The following is a 24,644-nucleotide window of genomic DNA, read 5'->3' as shown; positions in this document are numbered from 1 at the left end:
ATCATTTTTTTAAAAATGGTTCTATTACATCTATATATTGTTGTTCTATTATTTGCCTAGAATAGTGCTGATTATACTTTAATCTATTTTCATTCGCTATTTTTATTAATTCTTCTTTTTCTATATTTTGTAACTTCAAAATTAAATTTTTAAAAGAAGAAAAGTCGTTAATGGAAAACCAAAATTGATTTTTCAAACCATAAAATCGTTCTTCCATTGCTCCAACTTTCGTAGAAATTACTACTCTAGCAGATGCCATAGCCTCTAATCCTGTTAAAGGTCCTGATTCTTCATAAGATGAAATTATTATTGCATCAGACAATTTTATATAGTCTATAATTTCTCTCTGCGTCTTAAATCCTAATAATTTTATATTATCTAATTTTTCAACCCTATCTTTTAGCTTTTTCATTAAAAACCCGTCACCTACTATATCTAATGAGATTGTTTTAATTTTTGAACAAAAATCAATTAACTCTTGAATTCCTTTTTCTTCAGACAATCTTCCTATAAATAATAATTTATTCATTTTTTGAGTTGGATTAACCTTTAGTAGCTCTGTTTCATTTATACAACATTGATCAATTATTAAATAATTACATTCTTTAATAAAATCAAATCTGGTGGCATTACTAATAGAATGATGAATAAAAACTGATACTTTTTCCAACGAATCTTTATACTGACAATCTGTTTTTTTAATAGTATTTGACGGTCTAAAAATAACTGGAATATTATGTTTAGTACTATGTTCAATTATATCTTTAATATAGGTACTTGATGGTTGTGCACAAATAAAAATTAAATCATAATCTTTCAAAAGGGATAAAATTATTTCTTTTGATATTTCAGCAAATCCCCTTTTCCTAGATATTGAATTATTAACATAAAAATGAGGTTGATTCTTAAAACCCGATTTAAAATAACTTAAAAAGGCAAAAAACCTTAAACTAAAATACTTTTTAAAAAGTAAAGAATGTAAACTAATGAATTGTTTTTTATCAATAAAACTAAAAATTTGAGATTTTGATGAACAATTAATAGTAGTCAAAATAGTTACATAAGCTATCTTAGATAATGAATTTGCTATGAAACCAGCTTCAATTTCTCTTCCTCCAAAATCTCCTATTGGACCGATTAATAGTATTTTATTTTTCTTTTGCAATTTCTATAATTTTATCTATATCAAAAAAATATAAATTAATCAATTTTAAATCTTCATCTTCCCAATTCCACCATTTTATATTTTTTAGTTCTTCTATTTTTTCATTAGAAAACCTGAATTTTTTTATTTCAATAGGACAACCCACAGCGATAGCATAATCAGGAATGTTTTTTGAAACTACTGCTCCAGCCCCAATAACTGCTCCATCTCCTATTGTGATTCCATCTAAAATTGTAACATTAGCCCCAATAAAAACATCATTTCCAATTACTATAGGTTTTCTTTCTTCTATCAAATTTTCAGTCGCCACCGTAAAACCATTTTGTTTGGCAGTACTATAAAAATAAGGGCTGGTTGAAACTCCTTCTGTTGGATGAATTCCCCAACCACAAACGAAATTGGGTCCTATGGAACAAAAACGTCCAATTATTGTATTAGACACTTTACTATTAGAAGATATATATGTTCCTTTTCCAATTTTACAATCTATCAATGTATATGGAGAATGGAATTGTGTTATCACATCCCTCTCTACATTTTGTTCCAAATTTTCAATCCAGTGTAACCCAACTTTATCTCTTATTATCAATGATAATTGTGGCACTAATTTTATCAAGATTTTTGAACATATTTTTTTTAACATCAGATTATTTCCAATTAATTTTTTCTTTGATTATTTTTGCTGGATGACCTCCTATTAAAACATTCTCTTTTGTAAAAACACCCCTAACAACAGAATTTGCTGCAATAACTGAACCATCAGGAATCCTTGTTCCTTTGTAAATCTTTACACCACATCCTATCCATACATTATTACCAATTACTATTTCATTGGCTACCTTCTTTTGTCCTTCATACTCAATACGATGAAAATCTTCATCAAGAAACTGACAACCCCATGATATTATACAATTGTCGCCTATAGTAAGACCATGCATGATAATAAATGTTGAATTTACATTAATGTATCCTCCTTTACCTATATTTACAATTGCTTTTTCAGCAATATCAAAACGACATCCTCTCCCAATAGAATAAGAACCATTTATTTGTAATCTTCCACAAATATTTAAAAAAGTTATATCTGACTTATGAGAAAATCCAACATACTCCATTCCAATACTCAACGGGAAATCAGAAAAAATATTGGCAACTCCTTTTATAGTCACACTATGATGAGGAGTAATATTCTTAGAAAAAAACCATTTGTATTTAAAATATTTAATTAATGAAAGTACAAATATGCTTTCTACTTCACTACATTTTCTATATAAGGAAATGATTTTCCTCATCTGAACGAGATTATTGTTAAATAATAGTGTCCTAGTGAAAAATAAGTGTGTGTTTTATATTGCTCTGAAAAAGCATATAAATCTCTTATATATGGAAATTTATTAATTATCTTATTTTTCATTATATAGTTTTAATATTATAATTTAAAAAGTTTCATAATTTTATATAAAAATATAAGTAAAAATGTAGTTAGTTTTCTAATAAAAGGCGAATTATCTATTTCTTTAAGCAACTTTATTCTTTTATTAGATTCTATAAATTTATTAAAAATATAACTATCATTTTCATTATTAAAAATAGTTGGTAAGTATTTGTTTACTACGCTCTTTTTTTCATCCTCTACCATTTTGTAATTTGTTGAGGATATCCCTGTCATATCAAAATTGGTGATAGTAACGTTAATTGAGTGATAAGAAGCTCCATTTAAACCTAGTGCTTTAAAGAAAAACTCCCAATCAGAGACAATCCTATTTTGTTCATTATACAATCCATACACCTCAAACATTTCTTTTTTAATAAAAGTACTAGGATGAGAAATAGTCTTTGATACAATATAACTAAAAGTTAAAACTTCTGGATGTTTCCTAATAAAAGTTTTTCCATTTTCAATATAATGTAAATTACCGCAAATGAAATCAAAATCATTATAAAGATAATCTTCAATTTTTTCAATAACATTATTTTCATAAAGAACGTCTCCAGAATTAAGAAATAAAATATATTTTCCTTTAGCTCTATTTATGCCTTTATTCATTGCATTATAAATACCTTTATCTGTTTCACTAACGGAATAAGAAATAAAATCTTTATATTCTTCTAAAAGAACTTCACTTTGATCCATTGAACCTCCATCAATTACAATATATTCAAAATTCTTACAATTCTGATTTATCACACTTTGAATAGTTTTTTGAAGACCATAATAATTATTATAATTTATAGTTATTATGGAAAGTAATAGTGGATTCATTGCTAAGATTTTATAATTTGTTTTTGTTTGTCAAAAGGAAATACATCAAAAAAAGAAAAAGGATCTCCATTAACAATTTGCAATCCTAATTTAATACTTTCCTCTTTTAAACTTTCATATTGTTGATATAATTCATATTCCCTATATAATCTTTCTTTAGGAAAAGGCTGTTTTTGTTCTTCATAACTAATTTTTATATTTTCTTTTTTCAAATAATATTCTAATGAAGGTTTATCATGCTCATAAAAATGAGTATATTTTTGAATACATTGCCAATCATGATTTACACCTAATAAAATAATTTTAGGAATCTTGCAATAAATGGCTAGTTGTATTCCTACAACTGTGACACTCCATGGTGATAAAATCCTTTTAGTTAAATCAACTGGTAAACTTCCTCCATAAGAATAAAAAAATATTTTTCTATCAGTAAAAATTTCTTTTGCTATTTTCTCATCTCTTTTTTCTATTAACAAAATTGTAGATTTAGGCAAAATATCATTACATCTTCCCCACCAACACTTTAATACTTTCTCTGTTATAGGTGAATGTGAAGCAGCAAAAACATGAACTTTTGGATTGATAATTTCTATTTCTGGATGTTCATAAAAATTACCCATTGTAATTACAAAATCATTTTTAAAAAGAGTTATATCTAAATTATTAATAGACTCAGATGAGCCTAGAACAATGGCTCTCTCAAATGAACTGAATATTTTTTTTAACTCTTCATTTTTAGGAAAAATACTAGGTGATATAAATAAATTCCTTAACTTTTTTTTTATTTTTTTTAATAGAATCATCATATTTCTACTCTTTAAAAAATCCATCAATTAAAGCTACATTAGTTGCTCTATTAATCTTTCCAGAGTTCCAATAATCTCCTTGAAAAACAGTAAAATTAAAGGCTCTGTGAATTAGATCAATTTGATTTACAGCAATTTTCCCATTTTGCACGACAATATCAAGGTAATAATACCCCCCTCTTAACATAAGTCTTTCAATTTCTAAATCAACATATCCACTTTTTAAGACTTTCTTAAAGTTGATTCCCATTTCATCTGAATAAAAATCTGCAATTTTTGTTTCATTATTATCCCTAAAAACAACCCCAAAAACTAATCCCTCAATAGAAATATCTATATCTACATTTATATGAAAACGAAATTTGACAAATTCCCCTGATATTATCTCATTTACATTTTGATTTATTTTATTAAATAATTCAATTTTTGAAAACTTTATTTCACCACTTCCTTTTCTATCTTTTCTATCAACTAAAGAAGTGTCTTTAATTTGTGAACTTCGGGTTAGATAATAATCAACTGCTTTATCAGCCCCATCAGTATAAACAATCTCTCCATTTTCTAAAACAATTCCTTTAGTACATAAACTTTTCACAGCTGCCATATTGTGACTTACAAACAAAACCGTTCTTCCTCCTTCTCTAGAAATATCCTGCATTTTACCAATGGCTTTCTTTTGAAATTCGGCATCTCCTACTGCTAAAACTTCATCAACAACTAGTATTTCAGGCTCTAAAAAAGCAGCAACAGCAAAAGCTAAACGAACCGTCATTCCACTGCTATAACGTTTTGTGGGAGTGTCTATATAGCGTTCACAACCGCTAAACTCAATAATTTCATCTAACTTAGAAGTGATTTCTTTTTTGGTCATTCCAAGTATAGCCCCATTCAAATAAATATTCTCCCTACCTGTTAATTCTGGATTAAAACCCGTTCCTACTTCTAACAAAGAAGCAATTCTACCACGTGACTTAATAACCCCTGTAGTAGGAGCTGTAACCTTAGATAAAATTTTCAATAAAGTAGATTTTCCTGCTCCATTTTTACCAATAATACCAAGCACTTCTCCTTGTTCAACTTCAAAATTAATATCTTGTAAAGCCCATACATAGTCACTATTAGCTTTAGTGCTCCTATCATTAACTTCGCCTACTTTCAAATAAGGATCTTCTTTCCCTCTTATTTTATGCCACAAACGATTCAAGTCATGGCTTAATGTTCCTGTACCAACAGTTCCTAAACGATATTGTTTAGAGATATTTTCAGCTTTTAATATAATATTTTTATCGCTCATTTACTTTTTATTAGTATCGAAACAAGATTAGCTATATAAAATGCAATCTTTCTTCTTCCCTCTTCCCTCTTATTCTTTTCTCTCTCCTTTAAACCGTATCAATAAATTTTTTCTCCGTGTGATTAAAAATAACCAATCCAAAAAGAAAAACAACAACAGTAAATACTAGGGTATAAATTAAACCATTAATAAATAATTGCCCTTCATTTAATAAAATATAGCGTGACGTTTCTACAATATAAGCTAAAGGATTATAATTAATCAACCAGCCAAACTTAGGCAACTTTTCTTTAATCAAATCCATAGGGTACATTACCGCAGAAACATACATTAATAATTGCACACCAAAACTAACTAGAAAAGTAAGATCTCTATATTTTGTTACCATTGACGATATAATCATTCCTAATCCTAAACCTAAAATCCCCATTAATAAAACCAAAAAAGGGAATAATAAAAGAGTAAAACCTAAAGTATTATCTATTCTACCGATTACTAAATAATAAGTATAAAAACCAAAAAAAATTACTAACTGTATGCCTAATTTTACCAAATTTGTAATCACAATAGACATAGGCATAATAATCCTTGGAAAATAAACTTTCCCAAAAATAGAGGCGTTCTTCTTGAAAGTATCTGAAGTTTCATTCAAACACGAAGTAAAGTAATTCCAAATTATTATTCCTGCAAGGTTGAATAAAAAAGAAGGCATCTCACCTGTTTTTATTCCAGCTACATTATTAAAAATAATAGTAAAAGTGATTGCAGTAAGTAGAGGTTGTATCAAATACCAAAGCGGCCCTAATATAGTTTGTTTGTACACAGTTACAATGTCTCTTTTAACAAAAAGAAGTAACAAATCTCTATACCTCCAAACTTCTTTTAAGTTCAAAGAGAAAAATTTATTTTTAGGTCTTATTTCAAATAACCATTCTTCATCAATAGGTGCTGATGTATTCATATTTTAAAGTACATTCATTAGAATCGATTCAAAAATAAACTATTTCAAACTACTAACAAAAAATTACTTAAAAGCAGTAACAATTTTACAAACTAATATGTACACATTGCACACCTACTGCGTTAGTATTTTTTAAAACATACTTTTCGTTTCCCACTTGCTGATAAAAACTAATACCACAAAAACACATCACATTCGCTAAGTTTGCTAAGGGCAAATCAGGAGAAAAAATCAAAGAAGAACTAGACACAGATTGAGTTTCAAAAAACAAACTAGTTTCATAATTTTTAAAACTAAATACATCAAAATCATAGGTACAAACTAAATAAGACAACTTTAAATGGGTTGCTCCTTTAGGAAATACTACACTTTTCAAATCAAATCCAGTTATTATACAAGAAAAATTTATAGGATTTACTGTAATACTAACATTCAGTAAATTACTAAGACGATAATTTTCAGTAAAAAGAAAGTTTAAAAACAATTGCTTTCCTAATGAAGTTGTTAAACCTTGTTCTACCTTACGTTGTCCTCTTTCTGAAATAGAATCTAATACTTTTATTTCTTGCATTAAACGCATCATTCTGGCATGCAAACTAGCGTCTTTATAATCTTTCAACAAAACATATAAAGATTCTTTTATAACACGTTTCAATTGAGAACATCTTCCAAATTCACTACTATTCTCTCTTACCCTAACCATTTTTGGAGAATTTTTAATAGACTTAGCAGTAAATCCTCCACCAGCTTTGCGAGCAACGGCAACACCCTTTCTCACATAAAAATTAATCCCACCTATAGTACCTACAAGATTTATAACTCCTTTTTGCTTTGCCATAATAACTACTATATAAATTAGCTGTTCAAATATAATAAAAATAAATTTATAGCGTATATATAGCGTGTTTATAACGTATTTATAAAGAATATAAAGCGTATCTAACAAATGGCAACAAATTATATACTTAATTGTCCATTCAAAGAATACACTTAACAAACTATTCCTATATTTGCAGAGAAAATTACAATTATGTTCTCCCTATTTAAATCCAAACCCAAATTATACGAAATAATACCTGATAATTATGTAGACATTCATTCGCATATTTTACCAGGAATCGATGATGGAGCTAAAACTATAGATGATTCAGAATATTTAATGAATCAGATGATAGATTTTGGATTTAAAAAAGCAATTGCTACTCCGCATACTATGAATAACGTTTGGGATAATTCCAAAAACAGTATTCAAGCAACAAAAGCAAAAGTGGAAAAAGAATTACCCACTGAAAGCAATAGACTAAAATTAAATTGTGCTTCTGAATATTTTATGGATGATCATTTCCAAAAACGTTTTCAAAATGAAGATTTATTAACCCTAAAAGGAAATCATGTACTAGTTGAAATGTCATATCTAAATGCTCCAATTCAACTTTATGACATTCTTTTTGAATTACAATTAAAAGGCTATCAACCTGTTCTAGCACATCCAGAACGATATACTTTTTTTCATAATAATTTTAAAGAATATGACAAATTAAAGAAAGTAGGTTGTCTTTTTCAAATGAATTTATTGTCTAGCGTAGGTTATTATGGAAAGGGAGTTAGTGATGTAGCTGAAAAACTTTTATCTAAAGATAAGATAGATTTTGTAGGTTCAGATATTCATCATAAAAACCATATTTTATCATTTAAAGATAAAATAATTATTAAGTCATTGGATAAATTTGAAACAGCAATTCAAAACAATAGCTTCTTCATGTAAACTTATTCTCTGTCGCTATTCTTTTTTAAAAATATTAAAAAAAGAATACCATGGCTTTTTTTCAACGGTCTGTCCATAACCATATCCGTATCCATAGCCATAACTTGCTTTTATTTCTGTATCATTAATAAGTATAGACATATTAGGCAACTTATTTTCATTGTATAAACGTTCTGGTAATTCCAGCATTCTTTTATCTAGGAAATTAGCTCTGGTAACATAAATAAAAGCATCTGCATATTTAGCAACTAACAACGTATCTGTTACTAAACTTACTGGAGCTGTATCAACAATAATATAGTCATACTCTTTTTTTAATTCAGCAAACATACTCCCCACTTTTTTATTCATCAATAATTCTGCTGGATTTGGTGGAATAATTCCTGCTGGAAGTACATTTAAATTAGTAAACCCATCAATCTTGGTTATATACTTCTGTAAATCATTAGACTCTTTTGAAGATAAATAATTTGTAACTCCTCTAGATTCTAATTTTAAATATTCATCTAACTTTGGATTACGTATATCTAAACCAACTAGTAGAACTTTCTTTTCTGACAAGGCAATAGTGGAAGCCAAATTAACCGAAATAAACGTTTTTCCTTCTTTAGGATAGGTTGACGTTAAAAAAACAATTTTGGCCTCATCCTCTGGAACATTTGTTAATAAAAATTCTAGATTTGTTCTTACTATTCGAATTGCTTCAGCTGTACTAGTACGACTAGTACTATCTATTATTAATTGACCATCTTCTAATCTTGGAATCTCTCCTAAAAAAGGGATAGTTGTATTTCTCTCTAAGTCTGTTCTCGATTTTATCTTAGTATCTAACAAATCAATTAGATATAGAATCCCAAATGGAATTAAAATTCCTAACAATAAAGCGCCTAAATAAATCATTTTCCGATTAGGAGAAACAGGATTTTTAGAAGCTTTTGCAGCATCTATTACTTTAGCATTTGGAGCAGTAACCGCTAAAGAAATAGCCATTTCTTCTCTTTTTTGCAAAAGATATAAATATAAAGATTCTTTAATATTTTGTTTCCTATCAATATCTCTTGAACTTCTCTCTTGTGATGGAATTTGAGAAATTTTTCCACTTAAAATAGCATTTTGCCTAGCCAAATCATTCTTCTTAATCTGCAATGATGACTTTACTTGATTTAAGCTAGAGCTCACACTACTCTTTAATGTATTTATTTTATTGTCTAAATTTTGTACCAAAGTGTTTTTAGATCCTGCAGTTTTTAAAAGCTTATTTTTCTGTAAAACTAATTGGTTATATTCTGCAATTAAATCTGCCGCTCCTTGATCTTGTGTAATAATATTAACTGGAATTAATTCTTCAGTATCGGAAGAATTAACATAATTAATCATTGTTTCAACAACTCGAAGTTGTGTAGCATTTTCCACTTGCATTCTGTTAAAATCACTCGCATTTTCTAAATAGAGACTAGCTTCAGATACCACATCGGTAATTCTATTACTTTTTTTGAAAATTTCTTTATCCTTCTCTACATCTTGAAGCTCTTCAGAAATAATACTTAATCGTTGCTCTATAAATTTTGAAGTGTTTTCAGAAATATATTTTTTATCCTCAATGGCATCTTTATTATAATTATCAACTAATGCATTTAAAAAATCTTCTGCTTTTTCCTTAACTGGATCTATAATACTTAATTCTATAACACTCGTGTTTTTACTTAGCGCACCAACATGTAATCTACTTTTAAAACTTTCAGTAACTTGGCTGATTGGGTTAACCTGAATACCAATATTATAATCTATTCTTGTATATTCTGGTTTACTAACCAAAATCATAAACTTTTCTTTACCTATTTTAAAAGATTCACCATATTTAAAAGTTCCTAATTTTGCATTTGATTTATCATAAATAGTAAAAGTAGTATTGGTAGCTTTTTCAACTCGGTAAAAATGGTTTTGAGAAACGTAACTATCAGAACTTTCAGATAGTATCATTTTAACTGGTGATTTTTTATATAGTTCTTCCCATTTTACTCTTCCTTGAGTAAGATAAGAAATATTCAATTCTAATTCTCTTACAGTAGTCTCAACTAAAGTTCTAGATTTCACAACTTCAATTTCATTATCTACATTATTTTTTATATTAGACATTAAACCTAAGTCAGAAAAAGCAGAAAGTTCAGAAGCCATGTTTCCTTTTCTATCATCTTTAACCAGTATTGTACAAACTGCTTTATAACTAGCAATTGTATATCTTAGATAAAGAAAAGCACTTAGAAGAGCTAAAAACAAACCTAGTAAAAACCATTTCCAATGCTTTACATATTTTTCAATTTCTTCTTTAAAATTAAAATTAGCTTGATTATGATTTTCCGTTGTATGTAAGTTTTGCATTTTATCTAGTTGTTAAAGCGATAATAGTTATTATTAAAGATATAGCAGAAAGACCAACAGTCAAATTAGGACCTATTAAAGAAGCATTTACTTTAGTCTTATTTGGCTCCACATAAACAACATCATTTTGAGATAAATAGTAATAAGGTGAATTTATAAAATCCGACTTTGTGATATCTATTCGCTCCATTATCTTATTTCCATTTTGTTCTCTAATCAATAAAATATTGTTCCTTTTGCCATAAATAGTTAAATCTCCTGCTAAACTCAATGCTTCAAGTATTGTTATTCTCTCACTTTTAACAGCATAGCTACCTGGCTTTGAGACTTCACCAAGTACCGAGATTTTGAAATTTAAAATTCTTAAATTAACAACTGCATCTTTTACGTGTTCTTTTAGTTCTTCTTTGATTTTTAAAACTGCCTCTGTTTTAGTTAAACCAGCTAAATGAATTGAGCCTAAAATTGGAATTTCAATATTTCCATTAGTATCTATAATATAGGTTTGTATCTTGTCATTTCCTTTAGACTCATCAAAATTATCATCTAATGAAATTGATTTTAAATTATAAGGAGCTGCTATTTCAGGATTTTCTGAAGAAATAATTAGTAAAAGGACATCATCTGCTTGCAAATAAGGTTCATAGGAATTTGTTGCTTCTTCATTTTGTGAATTTTGCATATAAACAATATTCTTTTTAGACGCACAGGAAAAAAAGCAAAATATAGTTATTAAAAAGAAAAGTCTTTTAAATTCTTTCATTAGTTTGTTTGTTTTTACAAATATAAATCAGATAATTTTAAATTAATTATCTAAACGTTCATAAATAGAGTTCATACTTTTAAATTCAGGAATTATTCTCTTCATTTCAGTTACAATTTCCAAATCACTTGAATACTTTGAAATTTCTATTAATCTTGAAATTCTCAAAAGATTATCTTCATAATTTTCATCTAATTCCTGTGAAATCATAATTTTTTCATGATGAGTGGGTAATGTTTTTGAAGCATCATTTAACAGCTCTTCATATAATTTTTCTCCTGGACGTAAACCTACTACTTCTATATCAATGTCTTTATAAGGTTCATATCCTGCTAATTTAATCATCTTTTTAGCCAAATCTATTATTTTTACTGGTTTACCCATATCAAAAATAAAAATTTCTCCTCCTTTACCCATTGAACCAGCCTCTAATACTAGTTGGCAAGCCTCAGGAATAGTCATAAAGTAACGAATAATTTTCGGATGAGTTATTGTAACTGGTCCTCCTTTTTGAATTTGTTCAGAAAAAAGTGGCACGACAGAACCATTTGATCCTAACACATTTCCAAAACGAGTAGTAATAAATTTAGTTATTTTATTTTCGTCATTTTTATATTTAAAATAAAGAGATTGAACATATTTTTCAGCAATTCGTTTACTTGCTCCCATAACATTGCTAGGATTAACTGCTTTGTCTGTAGAAACCATTACAAATTTTTTGACATTGTTTTCTAAAGATAAATCTGCTAAATTCTTTGTCCCTAATACATTAGTAAAAATAGCCTCGCAAGGATTTTCTTCCATTAAAGGTACGTGTTTATATGCTGCAGCATGATAAACCATACTAGGCTCATATTTTTTAAATATTTTATTTAAAGTAGCTTTATTTCTAATATCTCCTATTAGTGAAATAATCTCAATATTTTTTTCAAACTTCAAAATATCTATAGACAGTTTATGCAAAGGAGATTCTGCCTGATCAAAAATAATTATTCTCTTAGGTTTAAATTCTAAAACTTGCCAAACTATTTCACTACCTATCGAACCAGCAGCACCTGTAATTAAAACATTTTTATTTGAAATCTGTTTAGAGATTATCTTGTTATTTAATATTATAGGTTGTCTTTCTAATAAATCTTGAATCTCAAAATTTTTAATTTTTTTAGATATTTCTTTTTCATTTTCCCAATCTGTAATAATTGGTACTACATATACTTTAATATTATTTTCTAAACAGTCATCTACTATTTGTATTTTTTCTTCTTTAGTAAGAGATTTTTCAGCTAGTATTAATGTTTTAGCATTTAACGAACGTAGTAAAACAGATGCTTTTTTATTTTTATATAAAATAGGCAATCCTAAAATACTTTTAGATTTATTATATCTCGATTTATCTAAAAATGCAACAATCTTAAATCTTGATGGAATTTCAGATTTAACAGCATTTGCTACAGCTATAGCATTTGCATCTGAACCATAGACTACAGTTCTAATTAAATTTTTAGAATCAGTTGCATTTATTTCAAAAGCAAATTTTACAATAATTCTAAAAAAGAACAGAAAAGTAAAGGATAAAACAAAACTTATGATTAAACCTGGAAAAAGAAAAATCTTTTTTTGGAGAATAAAAAAACAGCCATAGTTTATAATACTCAATACTAAAAACGAGCAAAAATTTGCAAAAAAAATGTTTACAGCATCTATAAAAGTGGAATGCCTTATAATTCCTGAAAAGGTTTTAAAAACTCTAAAGAAAATTATATTAACAAGAAGTATTAACAAATATTGATTAGGTAATGAAATAGTTTTATAAAAACCTAATGTTAAATTAACTAAGATAATATGAGTCAATAAATTAGCAAAAGTTATAATAATTATATCTATGCAAAAAATAATCCAACGTGGCAAATAGCCAATGGAAAACAACTTTTCATTTAACTTTATCATTTATTGATATTGACATTTATTGTAAAAATACTAAAAAAAATCCCTAATAACAGTAGCTATTCTTTCTTTATCACTCATTGATAAATTTGATCCAGAAGGCAAACAGAGTCCTTTTTCAAAGAGCAATTCTGCTTTATCATTCCCATAATATAAACAGTCTTTAAAAACAGGTTGCAAATGCATAGGTTTCCACAAAGGTCTTGTTTCAATATTTTCCTTTTCAAAGGCTAATCTTAATGCTTCTCTAGTTTCATAATTAGGCAATAAAATAGCACTTAGCCAATGATTTGAATAATAATCGCTATTAGGTTCATTAAAAACAGAAACAGAATCGATAGATGAAAAGATAGACTGATAAAATTGATTCATTTCTCTTCTTTTTCCTACATGATTATCAAGAATTTCCATTTGTCCTCTTCCTATTCCAGCACAAATATTACTCATTCTATAATTGTAGCCAATATGAGAATGTTGATAATGAGGAGCATTATCTCTCGCTTGTGTAGCCAAAAATACAGTGTTTTCTTTTATCTTTTTAGATTTTGTAACTAAAGCTCCACCACCAGAAGTTGTAATTATTTTATTTCCATTAAAAGACAATACTGAAATAGTTCCAAAAGTACCACATTTTTGCCCTTTATATATACTTCCTAATGCTTCTGCACTATCTTCTAAAACAGGAATTTCATATTTATGTGCAACTGCCAAAACTGCATCAACTTTAAAAGGCATACCATATAAATGTACCGCTATAATAGCTTTAGGTTTTTTTCCTTTTTGAATTCTATCTATAATTGCTTCTTCCAAGGCTAGTGGACATATATTCCAAGTTTCTTCTTCGCTATCTACAAAAACAGGAACAGCACCTTGATAAACAATAGGGTTTGCAGAAGCTGAAAAGGTAAACGTTTGACATATAACCTCATCACCTGCTTCAACACCTAATTGAATAAGTCCTAAATGTAAAGCCGCTGTACCAGAACTTAATGCAGAAACATAAGTATCTTCTTTTAAATAATTTTGCAAATCTTGTTCAAAACCAATAACATTTGGTCCCAACGGAGCAATCCAATTCTCTTTGAAAGCTTGTTCAATATATTTTTGCTCATTGCCTCCCATATGAGGAGAAGACAACCAAATTTTCTCTTGGTTCATGTTCTAAAAATTGTTTTAACAATTGTTTGCAAATCTACTAAAATACTTTGCTTGTAATAGTATTCTAAATTCATTTTTACCTTATCTGGAAAAATTACTGTATCATTATACTCTAAAGAATTTTCATATTGATTTAGTAATTCTTCTTCATTAGCATATTTTATAGAAGCCTCTGAAGTTAAACCTGGTTTTAATTCTAAAATCTTTCTATTTTCACCTTCTAATAAGTCATAATATCCTGAAATATCTGGTCGTGGTCCCACAAAACTCATTTGTCCTAATAAAATATTAAGCAATTGAGGTAGTTCGTCTAACTTAGATTTTCTTAAAAAACGTCCTAATGAAGAAATTTTTTTAGAAGTATCATTCATAGATTTTATTTTGAAAATTTTAAAAGGTTTTCCATACTGACCTATTCGTTCTTGAACAAACAAACCAAAAGATTTTGTATCTATTGAAGCTATTATTATACAAATCAAAAGAATCCAAGACATCAAGATCAAACCTAAAAAAGCGAAAAAAAAATCAAAAATTCTTTTTACCATCATTTACCTTTGTCTTTTATTATTTTTCCTGGATTTCCCACAACTACTGCATAATCAGGCACATCACTTATTATGACAGCACCAGCACCAATAGTCGCCCATTTTCCAATTGTAACACCTTGAATTACCGCAGCTCCTATTCCTATATGAACACCCTCTTCTAGAGTAACATTTCCAGCTAGAGAAGCATTTGGAGAAACATGTACATAATCTGCTAAGCAACAATCATGCTCTACGACACTTCCTGAATTTATAATACAATGTTTTCCAATTATAGCATCAGCATTCACAACTGCTTTAGGCATTATTACTGTTCCTTCATCTATTGAAGAAAAATTTGAAACTGAAGCACCTGAATGAATGGCTTTAAAATAGTGAAACTTATTTTTATCAACTATTTTCTTTCTGGTTAAATTATCACCAATAGCTATTATAAATTGGAAATCATCAGAATTTTGAAAATTAACTGTATTAACAACCGGAATATTAGATAAATGATTAGCTTTCGGATTGTCATCAATAATTGCTTTAACAGCAATAGCATTAGAAAACAATATATCTAAAACTACTTTAGCATGACCACTAGCACCAAAAACATAATATTCTATTCCCATATTCTAAAAATTACCTTTAAAAACTTTCATAGTTACTTCTCCTTCTTGAGAAATTCCTTCTCTTACAAAAACTTTCTTTATTGTTAAAAATAGTATTTTTACATCTAAAATAAAACTACAATTGGTAACGTACCAAACATCATACTCAAACTTTTGACTCCAGCTTATTGCGTTTCTACCATTTATTTGTGCCCAACCAGTTATTCCTGGTCTTATATGATGTCTTTGCTTTTGAAAATCGTTATATAAAGGCAAATATTGTGTTAACAACGGTCTTGGACCAATTAAACTCATATCTCCTATAATTACGTTTAGTAATTGAGGAATTTCATCTAGTGATGTTTTTCTGACTAAAGCTCCTATTTTAGTTAAACGTTCACTATCTGGCAATAATTGTCCGCTGTTATCTTTTTTATCATTCATTGTTTTAAACTTAATGATTTTAAAAAGTTTTTCATTTTTCCCAGGGCGCATTTGAAAAAAAAATGGTTTTCCTTGATTGGCAAAAAATAGACCAACTGTTACTAAAATAAAAACTGGACTTAAAAGGATAAATCCGATTAAGGAAGTAAAAAAATCTAATATTCTCTTAAAGAAGGATTTATACATCTATTTACTAATATCTTTATAAAAATGAATTGTTTTATTCCATAGTTGTTTTTGTTCAAATTTTGACAGAATTATATCTCTAGTCACACTTGCCATTTGTTTAATTTTATTTTGATTTTCTATACAAAATTTCATTTTTTCAAAAAGAGCTTTTTCATCCTTTGAAGGAATTAAATAACCATTTACTTCATTGTCAATAATTTCCTTACATCCTATAATATTAGACGATATCGCAGGAACACTCATTGCTGCTGCTTCCATTAATGAAATTCCAAAACCTTCTCTATAAGAAGGGAAAACAAACAAATTCATTAATTTATAAAATGGTCTTATATCTTTTTGAAAACCCGCAATTATAATACTTTTATTTTTATCAATTTCTTTTTTAACCTTGGGCAACAAAGGATCTAGTTCATCTTCATAATTTCCTACTAATACTAATTTAGTATTAGGATACAATTGGTTTACTTTTTTAAAAGCTAAAACCAATTCATTAATTCCTTTATCAGCAACAATTCTACCAATAAATCCAAAAACAAAATCATTTTCTTTAATTTGATATTGCTTTTGTAAATTAATACAATTTACAATTTCCAGATTAAAAAAATCAGAATCTATTCCATTAATACTTCCATTCCATATTACATTTATTTTTTTAGTAGTAACTCCGTCTTCATACATAACTTCCTTAACGCCATTACTAACTGCAAAAATATCAGTAGCTAATTTACATGAAATTCTTTCCATATAAATTAACAACTTTTTCTTAAAACCATTAGCGCCTTGATAACGCAATCCATGCACATAGTAAATTCTTGTAGGAACTTTACAAAACCAGGAAGCAATCATAGACAAAAAACTCCCCTTAGGGGTATTGCCATGAACAATATCTGGTCTGTTTTTAAAAAAATAGGAGATTAGTTTTATAAGGCTAACAAAATCATTAAACAATGCAATTTCTCTTTTCATTAAAATTCCATGTCTGTTTACTTTATATTGCTCTGCGGTTTCAAAAAGACTTTCTTCTGGAGAAGAAATTAGAGTAACCTCAAATTCTTCCTTTAATAAAGAAAGTTGTCCTTTAAAAAAAATAAAAGATAATGGTATAGTGGTAATAATAAATATTTTTTTTTTATTCATCCATTCCTCCTACTTTAGTGCTTTTTATTTTTAAAATAGCATCATGATAAGTATCAATCTGTTTAGTTGAAATAACTTTTTTACCTCTATTTTTTTGGAGAATATCTATCTTTCCAATCAATCCTAATACAACAACAGCCAAAGACTTCAAATACGATTTAAAAATTAACTCATTAAATGAAGTCTCTCCATATTTTCTTATCATATTCCTTTCATTATTATAGGCTCTTAATAACTTTTTTTTAGTTACGTTATTCTCTTCTCTATAAATATATAAAGGTTCAGCAATTGAAATAATCTTTAAATCATCCTTTTTTGAAGTTCGCAACCATAAATCTAAATCTTGGGCAATGCTCAAGGTTTCATCATATTTGTTTCGTTCATACCAAGATTTTTTTGCAAGTAAGGCTGCATGAGTAATGCCTACTTTTCTAGATAAAATATCTTGAAATTTTACAGAATTATAATTCATTCCTCTTATTCCAACGATTTCCAAATTATTCAAGACAGAATAAACTCCAGAAGTAACAATATCTACATTATCATTAATTATAATTTCTAATTGTTTTTCGATTCTATTTGGTAACATTAAATCATCCGCATCCATTCTAAGAATGTAATCATATTTTGCAAGTAAAGTAACTTCATTTAAACGTCTAGCAAGCTTTTTGTTTTTACCATCAGAGAATACTCTAACTCTATCATCTTTGATCGATTTAGCAATTGACAAAGAATTATCTGTTGAGCCATCATCTATTAATAGAAGTTCCCAATCTTGAAATGTTTGTGCAAAAACAGATCTTATTGCATCTGGCAAATATTCTTCAGCATTATAAAATGGAATTGCTATAGTAACTTTCATTATGGAAATAGATTAGGATTAAATTCAAACGGTATCAAATTTGACATCTTAGACAAATAAACTCCAAAAAAAACTAAATGAATAGAAATAAATATAAATTTAGTTGTTACATTATTAAAAAACTTTACATCACTAATTACTAATGGCCATATCAAAATATAGCCTAAAGAAAAATACAATGACATTCTTAAAAAGTTAACATCAGAACCTGTAAGACTAACTACTAGATAAATTATAGAACTAAAAACACAAGTATTTAAATAGATATTAAAATACTTACTATTTTCTTTCTTTATACTTTTCCTAACACTGAGTAATACAAATGTGAGTAGCACAAAAAACAACGTTAATAACAATCCTCCTTGAGCATTTCTTTCTTCATAAACCGAGTATCTATCAATGGTAGAATCATCAAATATTAATAAAAGCCTACTTAAAAACGTCAAAGCAATGAAAGATAATATCGAGTAGTAAAATAGTTTTTTAATTGAAAATTCATTATTTAATATAAAATAAAAAGGAATCATTATTAAAACTGTTTTATGAAATAAGGATGCAATACCTATCCATAATAAATAGTATTTTAAATTTCTTTTAATTAAATAATAATAGGAAATGCCAAAAATTGAAGCGGCTATGCTTTGTCGAGCTCCATTAAATAAAAACAAATAAAAACCTAATGAAACATATATAAAAACAGAAATTCTTAAATCTGACGACATTTTTTTTATAGCGAATAGTGAAAATCCAACAGCAACTAATGCTATAAAAAAAAGGAGAACCCAATATTCTTGTGAAATGTAATAAGCCATTCTTTCAAGAGCGATATAACCAATTTCCAAGGAAGATTTAACTTCAGTAATAGACGCTTCCATATATTTCAAATTCTCGAAATTTCCAACATAGTTATTAGTATCTGTACCAACGTTTGATGAACGGATAGTTGGGAACAGTATCAAAACTGAAGCTGATAAAAAAATAGATAAATTACTATTATTGTTATTCTTATTAAGAAAACTAAAAATAAACAGAACTAAAAATAATATTATAAAATAAATAATCATTTCTATTTTTTCAAATGTTGACTTAAAATTGTTTTTATCACTTCATTATGAGATTCACATCTAATAATATTGTGACTAGAGCGAAGATATTTATCTCCATAAAACAAAGAAACCACATAATTTTTAAATATTCTATTTAAATGGATAAAATACCTATTTAAACCTAAAAATTGAGGGAAGTAAATTGCCTTTTTATTCTCACAAAACTTTTGCCAAGAAGTTAAAATAAAATCTTTATCATAAACTTTTTGTGACCTTTCTTCAAATTGATTTATCAAAAATTGATTTTCACTATGATTTAGTAATTGTATTCCTCTTTCTGAAGCTGTTATTCCTTTATAGCTAACTTCGAATGTATTGTTTGATAACAAATCGACCTCTAATAAAAGGCCTTGATTCCAAGAAGGATTATTTTGTTTATATCCAAACACGGTATTTCCTTGTCCGTAAATAATCTTTTTATTTTTATATTTTTCAATAGTTCCAATACAATGACTGTGTTGACAGGTCACCAAATCGGCACCTTTATCTATAAATTTTTGACATTTTTTTTGAAGTAAAGGACTTGGGTATTCATAATACTCAATTCCTCCATGGTAAATTACTAATAAAAAATCTACCTCAACATTTAATTTTTCAATTGCTTCTAAATCTTCAAAAGGATCTAAATAATTAGAACCATATTCATTTTCTGTTGCAGTATTAAATTCCTGTTCCGCAAATGCAACTATTCCTATTTTAAAACCATTTATTTCTTTAACAAAAGGTTTTTTTGCTTCAGTTATATTCTTTCCAACCCCTAAAACATCAATTCCATTTTTAATACAAGATTCCATGGAAGATTTAACACCTTCCTCACCACAATCTTTTATGTGGTTGTTTGCTAAACTCATTAAATTAAAGCCTGCTTTTTTAAAAATAGATATATAATCTGTTTTACCATGTAAAATAGGCCCTGCTTTCTTTATAGGTTTAGGATTATCCGTTAAAACAAATTCTAAATTCCCTAAGAGTAAGTCTGCTTTCTTAAACTCTTGTATAACATCATTAAATAATAAATTAGGATCTTGTTTATCAAAAATTGTTTTTGTATCCTTAGTTGGACATAAATCACCGCAAATTATAATTTTTGTATCAGTTTTCATTTTACGCTCTACTTTTAATTTTAGCAAAACTATTTTTTAATAATATAAATCTTTTTTCATAAAATCTGTATGACAACTTTGCTACCAAGATAGTAAGTAGTAATACTACTAAATAAACAATTATATAATTAGTAATTGAAGATTCTTTAAACCCAAAACTTGATTTAGCTAGTAAAAATAAAATTAATGGATGGTATACATATATTCCAAATGAAATTTTTCCAATATAGTCAAATATCTTATTATCTAAATCAATAATCATATTTTTTCTTTCAATTTGAGCATAGATTACACAAACTGTTACCATTGCAACTATTTCATTAGCAATTAATGAAGGTACAACAAATAGATTCAACGCTATTAAAAAATAAATACTCCAACATAAAACTTGAATGTATTTATTTGTCAAAAACAGATTAACTTTATTATAATAAAAAATGGCACCAATACAACCAATTATCATTGTATGAAATCTTGTAACACTCAATGCTACTAAAGGAATAGTTAGATTTGTAATCCAAAAAAATAATTTTAGTCCAAATAAAAGTATGACTAAAAAAAAAGATATTTTTAATAATTTATCAGTGCTTATTTTTGCCAACCAAGGCCAAAATAAATAAAATTGTTCCTCTACACCTAATGACCAAAAATGTCCTAAAAAGGGTAACATGTTATTCATTATCATAGGAATATTTGCCAACATAAATATATAAAAAGGAACTACTGCTTTATCATAAGGAACTTCAAAATAATAATATACTATAAAGCACAAAAGAATATATAAGTAATATAATGGCCAAATCCTTAAAGCTCTTCTAATATAAAAATGTTTGATATTTATTATTTGAGTGCTCTTTTTTTCTTGCAACAACAAATAAGTAATTAAAAAACCACTTAGAGCAAAAAAAATACTTACACCATAAGATGCCAGCAATAAACCTTTTGGCTTCCCTCCTGAATTACTTCCGAAAATGGTCGCAATTAGTCCAAACTTATCCAAATCTAAGGTCGTATGAGAAATAACCACTGCAATAGCTGCAATAGCTCTCAATCCATTTAACCCTCTAAAATGTATCACTTTTCCCACTACGTCATTTGCTTATATAATTCTTCAATTTGTTTTGTATTGGAATTAATATCAAATCCTTTTGAAGCTATCACTTCGAATAATTGTTCTTTATTCTTATTCTTTTCTTTACTATTTATTACAGCATCAGACCATGCTTTAACATCAAAAGTATCGAAGAAAGTTACTAATCCAAGATTCATATCTACTGTTTTTGGGAAACCTGTATATAACAAACAAGGCAACCCTACTGCTTGAGCTTCAACAGCAACTAAACCAAAACCTTCTTTTAGAGCTGGAGCTATAAAAACATCAAAACTATTTACTACAACAGGAACATCTTCTCTTATGCCTAAATAAATAATCTTATTTAAGATATCGTATTTTTTTGCTTTATTGAAAATAGCTTCTAAGTAGTCTTCTTGATCCGCTCTTCCTGCAAAAACGAAAACAAAATCAATATTTTCTTTATGAAGTTGATTTAATATATCAATTATAAAAATCACATTTTTATGACTAACTATTCTTCCTATGTTACCAAGAACAATTGTTTTTTCATTAATATCATAACTTTTTCTAAGTGCAATAAGTTCATCATTTGAAACATTCTGGAACAATTTCACATCCACAGCATTATTAATAATAGCTGATTGCTTTGGTGTAAGTACTCTTTTGTAAAACAAGCTTAAATTTGCTTCCTTTGAACATCCCCAAAAATAATCAGCATATTTTGAAATTAGAATTTTTTGAAACTGCAATTCCAATGTACTGGCAAACCTAGATACAAATCCGCCTCTAAACTTCAAATCGGCATGAGAGTGTACAATAACATTCTTTATTCCTGCTTTTTTTGCTGCTAATGCAATAATTCCAGATTTTGCATTCATGTGAATATGAACAATTTCTGGTATTCCTATTTCAATACAAATTTCTTTAAATTTTTTGCTATAATTTTTTGGACCAATATCCCATTGAGTAGGTATGTGTTTAATTTGTGCTCCTTTTAGAAGAATTTCATCATCAAAATCACCTTTAATGATTCCATTTTTAATTTTATAATTCACTAAAAAATCAAAATGAAAATCTTCAGAAATATTTCTATAAATATCCATGAGCATTACTTCTGCACCTCCACGATTCATTGCTCCTGTGACATGTAATACTTTAATTTTACTCATCATTATTTGAATTTGGTAATTGCAACAAATCACCTAAAATTTGATCATATTCTGATGGTGTAAAATCGGGCAATCCACTCTTTGGATAAAATGTCATTTCTCCAAATATAATTTTCTCTTCCACTTCATAAAAATCTACTCGTACAAAAGGAAAATCAGATGACAAATCCTCAGCTATTTTAGTCATCTCTTTCAATTGAATCGGTGGCTCAATTTCTATATCAGGTCTAGGCTTTAAGTCTTTTCCAAAGGGTTGTATATTCCAATCTAAATCATAAAAATTTTGAGCATGATTTAACGTATCTCTTCCTTTATTAGCTTGAATAAAATAAGGTTTACCATTAAAACAGAAAAACTTATAATCCATTAATTGACCACTTTTATCCGTTAAAAAAGCTTCCACAATTAATCTAGGCTTCATATTTTTATAAGGCCATTCTCTACCAGGCCAAAATATGTTATTTGTTAACCAAATATGCATTATTTTTTTCCAAATAAACCAATTAATTTTCTTCTTATTGGTACAAATTAAATTCCATCCACTTCCATGAGTAGCTTTGATTATAAATTTCTCAGGCAAATTAGCGATGTTTAGTTCTTTTACATCTTCGTAAACAGCTAAAGCCTCATTTAACAAATTAGCATACCCTTTCTGTTCTAAATAAGATCTAACTTCATATTTATCTGCACAAATTGTAGTTAATTCATTATGGTAATTAAGTTTAAGCCATTGCAATTTTTCGCTAAATGTACTTGGATTCTCTAAGTTTGGTTTTTTTCCTGAATAATCTTTATATAATTTTACAATAGCCTCATTATCAGAAATTTTATTTAGACTTTTTATTCCTTTTTGTTTTTGATTATTAGACCATAAATACAATAAAAAAGGATTTTTATTTTTTAAATAAACAAGGTATTCTCTGATCATATTGATTTTATTTTTCTGAATAAAAATCTAGCATTCAACCAAATAGCAAATTTAATTTTAGCCAAAAAATCACCTTTCAAAGATAAATAAAAATATTTAGCCTGCCTTCTTATGGAATTTCCTGCATCTATATATTTATAATGTTCATCAGACAATCGCTTTGTAATAATTTCTTTTGCTTCTGGTTTTAATATATCTTGAACATTGTCAAACATTCCGAAAAGTAAATTGAGCTGTTGTCTTAAAAATTCATTTTTATATTTTTCATATAAATTATTCTCTTTAAGATAGTTTTTTACGATATCAAAAACATAAGCCAAATGAAACAGTTTTTCATCTTTTTTTGCAGTTGTAGCGTTTGGTTGTTGTCTATAAAAGCTTAATTTTTCTGGTAATAAACTAATCTTATCAACTTGAGTTATTAGGTGCCAGTGTACTGGAATATCTTGTCTGGTATAGCCTGGTGGGAAAAAGATTTTCAAATCTTTTGCTACTTTCGTTTTAATAAGTTTAATACAAGCAAAAGCTGGTCTTTGTAACAAGCTTATTTTATTATTCTTATCACTATTTTTAAGCTCAGAAGGCACCTTTTTAAGTTGGCTTATTTCATTTCTATCAGAGAATGATAAATAATCAGAGAATACAAGATCGCTATTTTCTTTTTCTGCTAATTGAATAGCTTTTTCAAAATAATTAGGGTCATATAAATCATCTCCATCTAAAAATAAAATATATTTCCCTTTAGCCTCTAACAAAGACTGATTTCTAATAACGGCAAGACCTTGGTTTTTAGTATTTTCAATTAAACGAATTCGTTTATCTTTAAGTGCATATTGTTTTATAATAGTAACCGTTTCATCACTTGAACCATCGTCAATACAAATTAATTCAAAATCTTGAAATGTTTGTTTTATTATACTATCCAAACATTCTTGTATAAAGTCTTCAACATTATAAGTTGCTACTGTTACAGTAAGAATTGCAATATCTTGCAT

Annotated in this window: 24 protein-coding genes; 1 reads left to right on the top strand and 23 read right to left on the bottom strand. The window is 27.5% G+C overall.

Annotation, left to right across the window (positions count from 1 at the left end):
* Position 1: 1 nt before the first annotated feature.
* The 8 genes from ACULEV_RS02985 to ACULEV_RS02950 form a co-directional block, all read right to left on the bottom strand.
* Positions 2-1,165 (bottom strand): glycosyltransferase, encoded by a 1,164-nt coding sequence (locus ACULEV_RS02985; protein ID WP_445457191.1) that lies wholly within the window; start codon positions 1,163-1,165, stop codon positions 2-4.
* A complete protein-coding gene (locus ACULEV_RS02980; RefSeq protein WP_445457190.1) occupies positions 1,149-1,781 on the bottom strand; it encodes a CatB-related O-acetyltransferase in 633 nt (210 codons plus the stop codon). Before ACULEV_RS02980 ends, ACULEV_RS02985 begins: the two co-directional genes overlap by 17 nt.
* A 31-nt stretch (positions 1,782-1,812) precedes the next feature.
* Positions 1,813-2,457, bottom strand: coding sequence for an acyltransferase (locus ACULEV_RS02975; protein WP_445457189.1), 645 nt, complete (start codon positions 2,455-2,457; stop codon positions 1,813-1,815).
* Positions 2,458-2,594: 137 nt separating this feature from the next.
* Entirely contained in the window at positions 2,595-3,428 is an 834-nt protein-coding gene (locus tag ACULEV_RS02970; protein ID WP_445457188.1) for a glycosyltransferase family 2 protein, read from the bottom strand.
* 2 nt (positions 3,429-3,430) lie between these two features.
* The gene (locus tag ACULEV_RS02965) at positions 3,431-4,234 is read right to left on the bottom strand and encodes a hypothetical protein (RefSeq protein WP_445457187.1); all 804 of its coding nucleotides are present in this window, start codon (positions 4,232-4,234) and stop codon (positions 3,431-3,433) included.
* 4 nt (positions 4,235-4,238) lie between these two features.
* Positions 4,239-5,528, bottom strand: coding sequence for an ABC transporter ATP-binding protein (locus tag ACULEV_RS02960; RefSeq protein ID WP_445457186.1), 1,290 nt, complete (start codon positions 5,526-5,528; stop codon positions 4,239-4,241).
* Positions 5,529-5,616: 88 nt separating this feature from the next.
* Positions 5,617-6,489 carry an ABC transporter permease gene (locus ACULEV_RS02955; RefSeq protein ID WP_445457185.1) on the bottom strand — a complete coding sequence of 291 codons (873 nt, stop codon included), beginning with the start codon at positions 6,487-6,489 and terminating at the stop codon, positions 5,617-5,619.
* An 85-nt stretch (positions 6,490-6,574) separates the two neighbouring features.
* Complete coding sequence (locus ACULEV_RS02950) at positions 6,575-7,327, bottom strand: hypothetical protein (protein WP_445457184.1); 753 nt, start codon at positions 7,325-7,327, stop codon at positions 6,575-6,577.
* Between the two features lie 192 nt (positions 7,328-7,519).
* Between ACULEV_RS02950 and ACULEV_RS02945 the strand changes: the two genes are divergently transcribed.
* Entirely contained in the window at positions 7,520-8,254 is a 735-nt protein-coding gene (locus ACULEV_RS02945; protein ID WP_445457183.1) for a tyrosine-protein phosphatase, read from the top strand.
* A gap of 15 nt (positions 8,255-8,269) precedes the next feature.
* Here the strand turns inward: ACULEV_RS02945 and ACULEV_RS02940 are convergent, their stop codons facing one another.
* From ACULEV_RS02940 to ACULEV_RS02870, 15 genes are all read right to left on the bottom strand, one after another.
* Positions 8,270-10,633 carry a GumC family protein gene (locus ACULEV_RS02940; RefSeq protein WP_445457182.1) on the bottom strand — a complete coding sequence of 788 codons (2,364 nt, stop codon included), beginning with the start codon at positions 10,631-10,633 and terminating at the stop codon, positions 8,270-8,272.
* A 1-nt stretch (position 10,634) separates the two neighbouring features.
* Positions 10,635-11,315, bottom strand: a complete 681-nt coding sequence (locus tag ACULEV_RS02935) for a polysaccharide biosynthesis/export family protein (RefSeq protein ID WP_445457181.1) — start codon at positions 11,313-11,315, stop codon at positions 10,635-10,637.
* Between the two features lie 123 nt (positions 11,316-11,438).
* Positions 11,439-13,343 (bottom strand): polysaccharide biosynthesis protein, encoded by a 1,905-nt coding sequence (locus ACULEV_RS02930; protein WP_445457180.1) that lies wholly within the window; start codon positions 13,341-13,343, stop codon positions 11,439-11,441.
* Between the two features lie 30 nt (positions 13,344-13,373).
* Positions 13,374-14,498: a DegT/DnrJ/EryC1/StrS family aminotransferase gene (locus ACULEV_RS02925; RefSeq protein WP_445457179.1), complete on the bottom strand. Its 1,125-nt coding sequence runs from the start codon at positions 14,496-14,498 to the stop codon at positions 13,374-13,376.
* Entirely contained in the window at positions 14,495-15,043 is a 549-nt protein-coding gene (locus ACULEV_RS02920) for a sugar transferase (protein ID WP_445458513.1), read from the bottom strand. The genes ACULEV_RS02925 and ACULEV_RS02920 overlap by 4 nt, the downstream gene beginning before the upstream one ends.
* Entirely contained in the window at positions 15,043-15,657 is a 615-nt protein-coding gene (locus tag ACULEV_RS02915; protein ID WP_445457178.1) for an acetyltransferase, read from the bottom strand. The genes ACULEV_RS02920 and ACULEV_RS02915 overlap by 1 nt, the downstream gene beginning before the upstream one ends.
* Positions 15,658-15,660: 3 nt before the next feature.
* Positions 15,661-16,266, bottom strand: coding sequence for a sugar transferase (locus tag ACULEV_RS02910; RefSeq protein ID WP_445457177.1), 606 nt, complete (start codon positions 16,264-16,266; stop codon positions 15,661-15,663).
* Complete coding sequence (locus tag ACULEV_RS02905; protein ID WP_445457176.1) at positions 16,267-17,406, bottom strand: glycosyltransferase family 4 protein; 1,140 nt, start codon at positions 17,404-17,406, stop codon at positions 16,267-16,269.
* Positions 17,399-18,268: a glycosyltransferase family 2 protein gene (locus ACULEV_RS02900; RefSeq protein WP_445457175.1), complete on the bottom strand. Its 870-nt coding sequence runs from the start codon at positions 18,266-18,268 to the stop codon at positions 17,399-17,401. Before ACULEV_RS02900 ends, ACULEV_RS02905 begins: the two co-directional genes overlap by 8 nt.
* A complete protein-coding gene (locus tag ACULEV_RS02895; protein ID WP_445457174.1) occupies positions 18,268-19,332 on the bottom strand; it encodes an EpsG family protein in 1,065 nt (354 codons plus the stop codon). Before ACULEV_RS02895 ends, ACULEV_RS02900 begins: the two co-directional genes overlap by 1 nt.
* Before the next feature lie 2 nt (positions 19,333-19,334).
* Positions 19,335-20,477 (bottom strand): CapA family protein, encoded by a 1,143-nt coding sequence (locus tag ACULEV_RS02890; RefSeq protein WP_445457173.1) that lies wholly within the window; start codon positions 20,475-20,477, stop codon positions 19,335-19,337.
* A gap of 1 nt (position 20,478) precedes the next feature.
* The gene (locus tag ACULEV_RS02885; protein ID WP_445457172.1) at positions 20,479-21,564 is read right to left on the bottom strand and encodes an acyltransferase family protein; all 1,086 of its coding nucleotides are present in this window, start codon (positions 21,562-21,564) and stop codon (positions 20,479-20,481) included.
* The gene (locus ACULEV_RS02880) at positions 21,564-22,724 is read right to left on the bottom strand and encodes a glycosyltransferase (protein WP_445457171.1); all 1,161 of its coding nucleotides are present in this window, start codon (positions 22,722-22,724) and stop codon (positions 21,564-21,566) included. The genes ACULEV_RS02885 and ACULEV_RS02880 overlap by 1 nt, the downstream gene beginning before the upstream one ends.
* The gene (locus ACULEV_RS02875) at positions 22,714-23,649 is read right to left on the bottom strand and encodes an ATP-grasp fold amidoligase family protein (protein WP_445457170.1); all 936 of its coding nucleotides are present in this window, start codon (positions 23,647-23,649) and stop codon (positions 22,714-22,716) included. Before ACULEV_RS02875 ends, ACULEV_RS02880 begins: the two co-directional genes overlap by 11 nt.
* Positions 23,646-24,644: a glycosyltransferase family 2 protein gene (locus ACULEV_RS02870; protein ID WP_445457169.1), complete on the bottom strand. Its 999-nt coding sequence runs from the start codon at positions 24,642-24,644 to the stop codon at positions 23,646-23,648. Before ACULEV_RS02870 ends, ACULEV_RS02875 begins: the two co-directional genes overlap by 4 nt.

Source organism: Flavobacterium sp. HNIBRBA15423, assembly GCF_052655965.1.
Note: the sequence above shows the minus strand (reverse complement) of the source record. Positions and strands in the feature narration are given on the sequence as shown.

Coding starts and splice junctions, on each gene's coding strand:
- ACULEV_RS02915 (WP_445457178.1), bottom strand. CDS start 15,657: ATGGGAATAGAATATTATGTTTTTGGTGCTAGTGGTCATGCTAAAGTA.
- ACULEV_RS02965 (WP_445457187.1), bottom strand. CDS start 4,234: ATGATGATTCTATTAAAAAAAATAAAAAAAAAGTTAAGGAATTTATTT.
- ACULEV_RS02910 (WP_445457177.1), bottom strand. CDS start 16,266: ATGTATAAATCCTTCTTTAAGAGAATATTAGATTTTTTTACTTCCTTA.
- ACULEV_RS02970 (WP_445457188.1), bottom strand. CDS start 3,428: ATGAATCCACTATTACTTTCCATAATAACTATAAATTATAATAATTAT.
- ACULEV_RS02930 (WP_445457180.1), bottom strand. CDS start 13,343: ATGATAAAGTTAAATGAAAAGTTGTTTTCCATTGGCTATTTGCCACGT.
- ACULEV_RS02925 (WP_445457179.1), bottom strand. CDS start 14,498: ATGAACCAAGAGAAAATTTGGTTGTCTTCTCCTCATATGGGAGGCAAT.
- ACULEV_RS02870 (WP_445457169.1), bottom strand. CDS start 24,644: ATGCAAGATATTGCAATTCTTACTGTAACAGTAGCAACTTATAATGTT.
- ACULEV_RS02955 (WP_445457185.1), bottom strand. CDS start 6,489: ATGAATACATCAGCACCTATTGATGAAGAATGGTTATTTGAAATAAGA.
- ACULEV_RS02920 (WP_445458513.1), bottom strand. CDS start 15,043: ATGGTAAAAAGAATTTTTGATTTTTTTTTCGCTTTTTTAGGTTTGATC.
- ACULEV_RS02935 (WP_445457181.1), bottom strand. CDS start 11,315: ATGCAAAATTCACAAAATGAAGAAGCAACAAATTCCTATGAACCTTAT.
- ACULEV_RS02890 (WP_445457173.1), bottom strand. CDS start 20,477: ATGAAAACTGATACAAAAATTATAATTTGCGGTGATTTATGTCCAACT.
- ACULEV_RS02895 (WP_445457174.1), bottom strand. CDS start 19,332: ATGATTATTTATTTTATAATATTATTTTTAGTTCTGTTTATTTTTAGT.
- ACULEV_RS02875 (WP_445457170.1), bottom strand. CDS start 23,649: ATGATCAGAGAATACCTTGTTTATTTAAAAAATAAAAATCCTTTTTTA.
- ACULEV_RS02880 (WP_445457171.1), bottom strand. CDS start 22,724: ATGATGAGTAAAATTAAAGTATTACATGTCACAGGAGCAATGAATCGT.
- ACULEV_RS02960 (WP_445457186.1), bottom strand. CDS start 5,528: ATGAGCGATAAAAATATTATATTAAAAGCTGAAAATATCTCTAAACAA.
- ACULEV_RS02945 (WP_445457183.1), top strand. CDS start 7,520: ATGTTCTCCCTATTTAAATCCAAACCCAAATTATACGAAATAATACCT.
- ACULEV_RS02905 (WP_445457176.1), bottom strand. CDS start 17,406: ATGAATAAAAAAAAAATATTTATTATTACCACTATACCATTATCTTTT.
- ACULEV_RS02975 (WP_445457189.1), bottom strand. CDS start 2,457: ATGAGGAAAATCATTTCCTTATATAGAAAATGTAGTGAAGTAGAAAGC.
- ACULEV_RS02900 (WP_445457175.1), bottom strand. CDS start 18,268: ATGAAAGTTACTATAGCAATTCCATTTTATAATGCTGAAGAATATTTG.
- ACULEV_RS02940 (WP_445457182.1), bottom strand. CDS start 10,633: ATGCAAAACTTACATACAACGGAAAATCATAATCAAGCTAATTTTAAT.
- ACULEV_RS02950 (WP_445457184.1), bottom strand. CDS start 7,327: ATGGCAAAGCAAAAAGGAGTTATAAATCTTGTAGGTACTATAGGTGGG.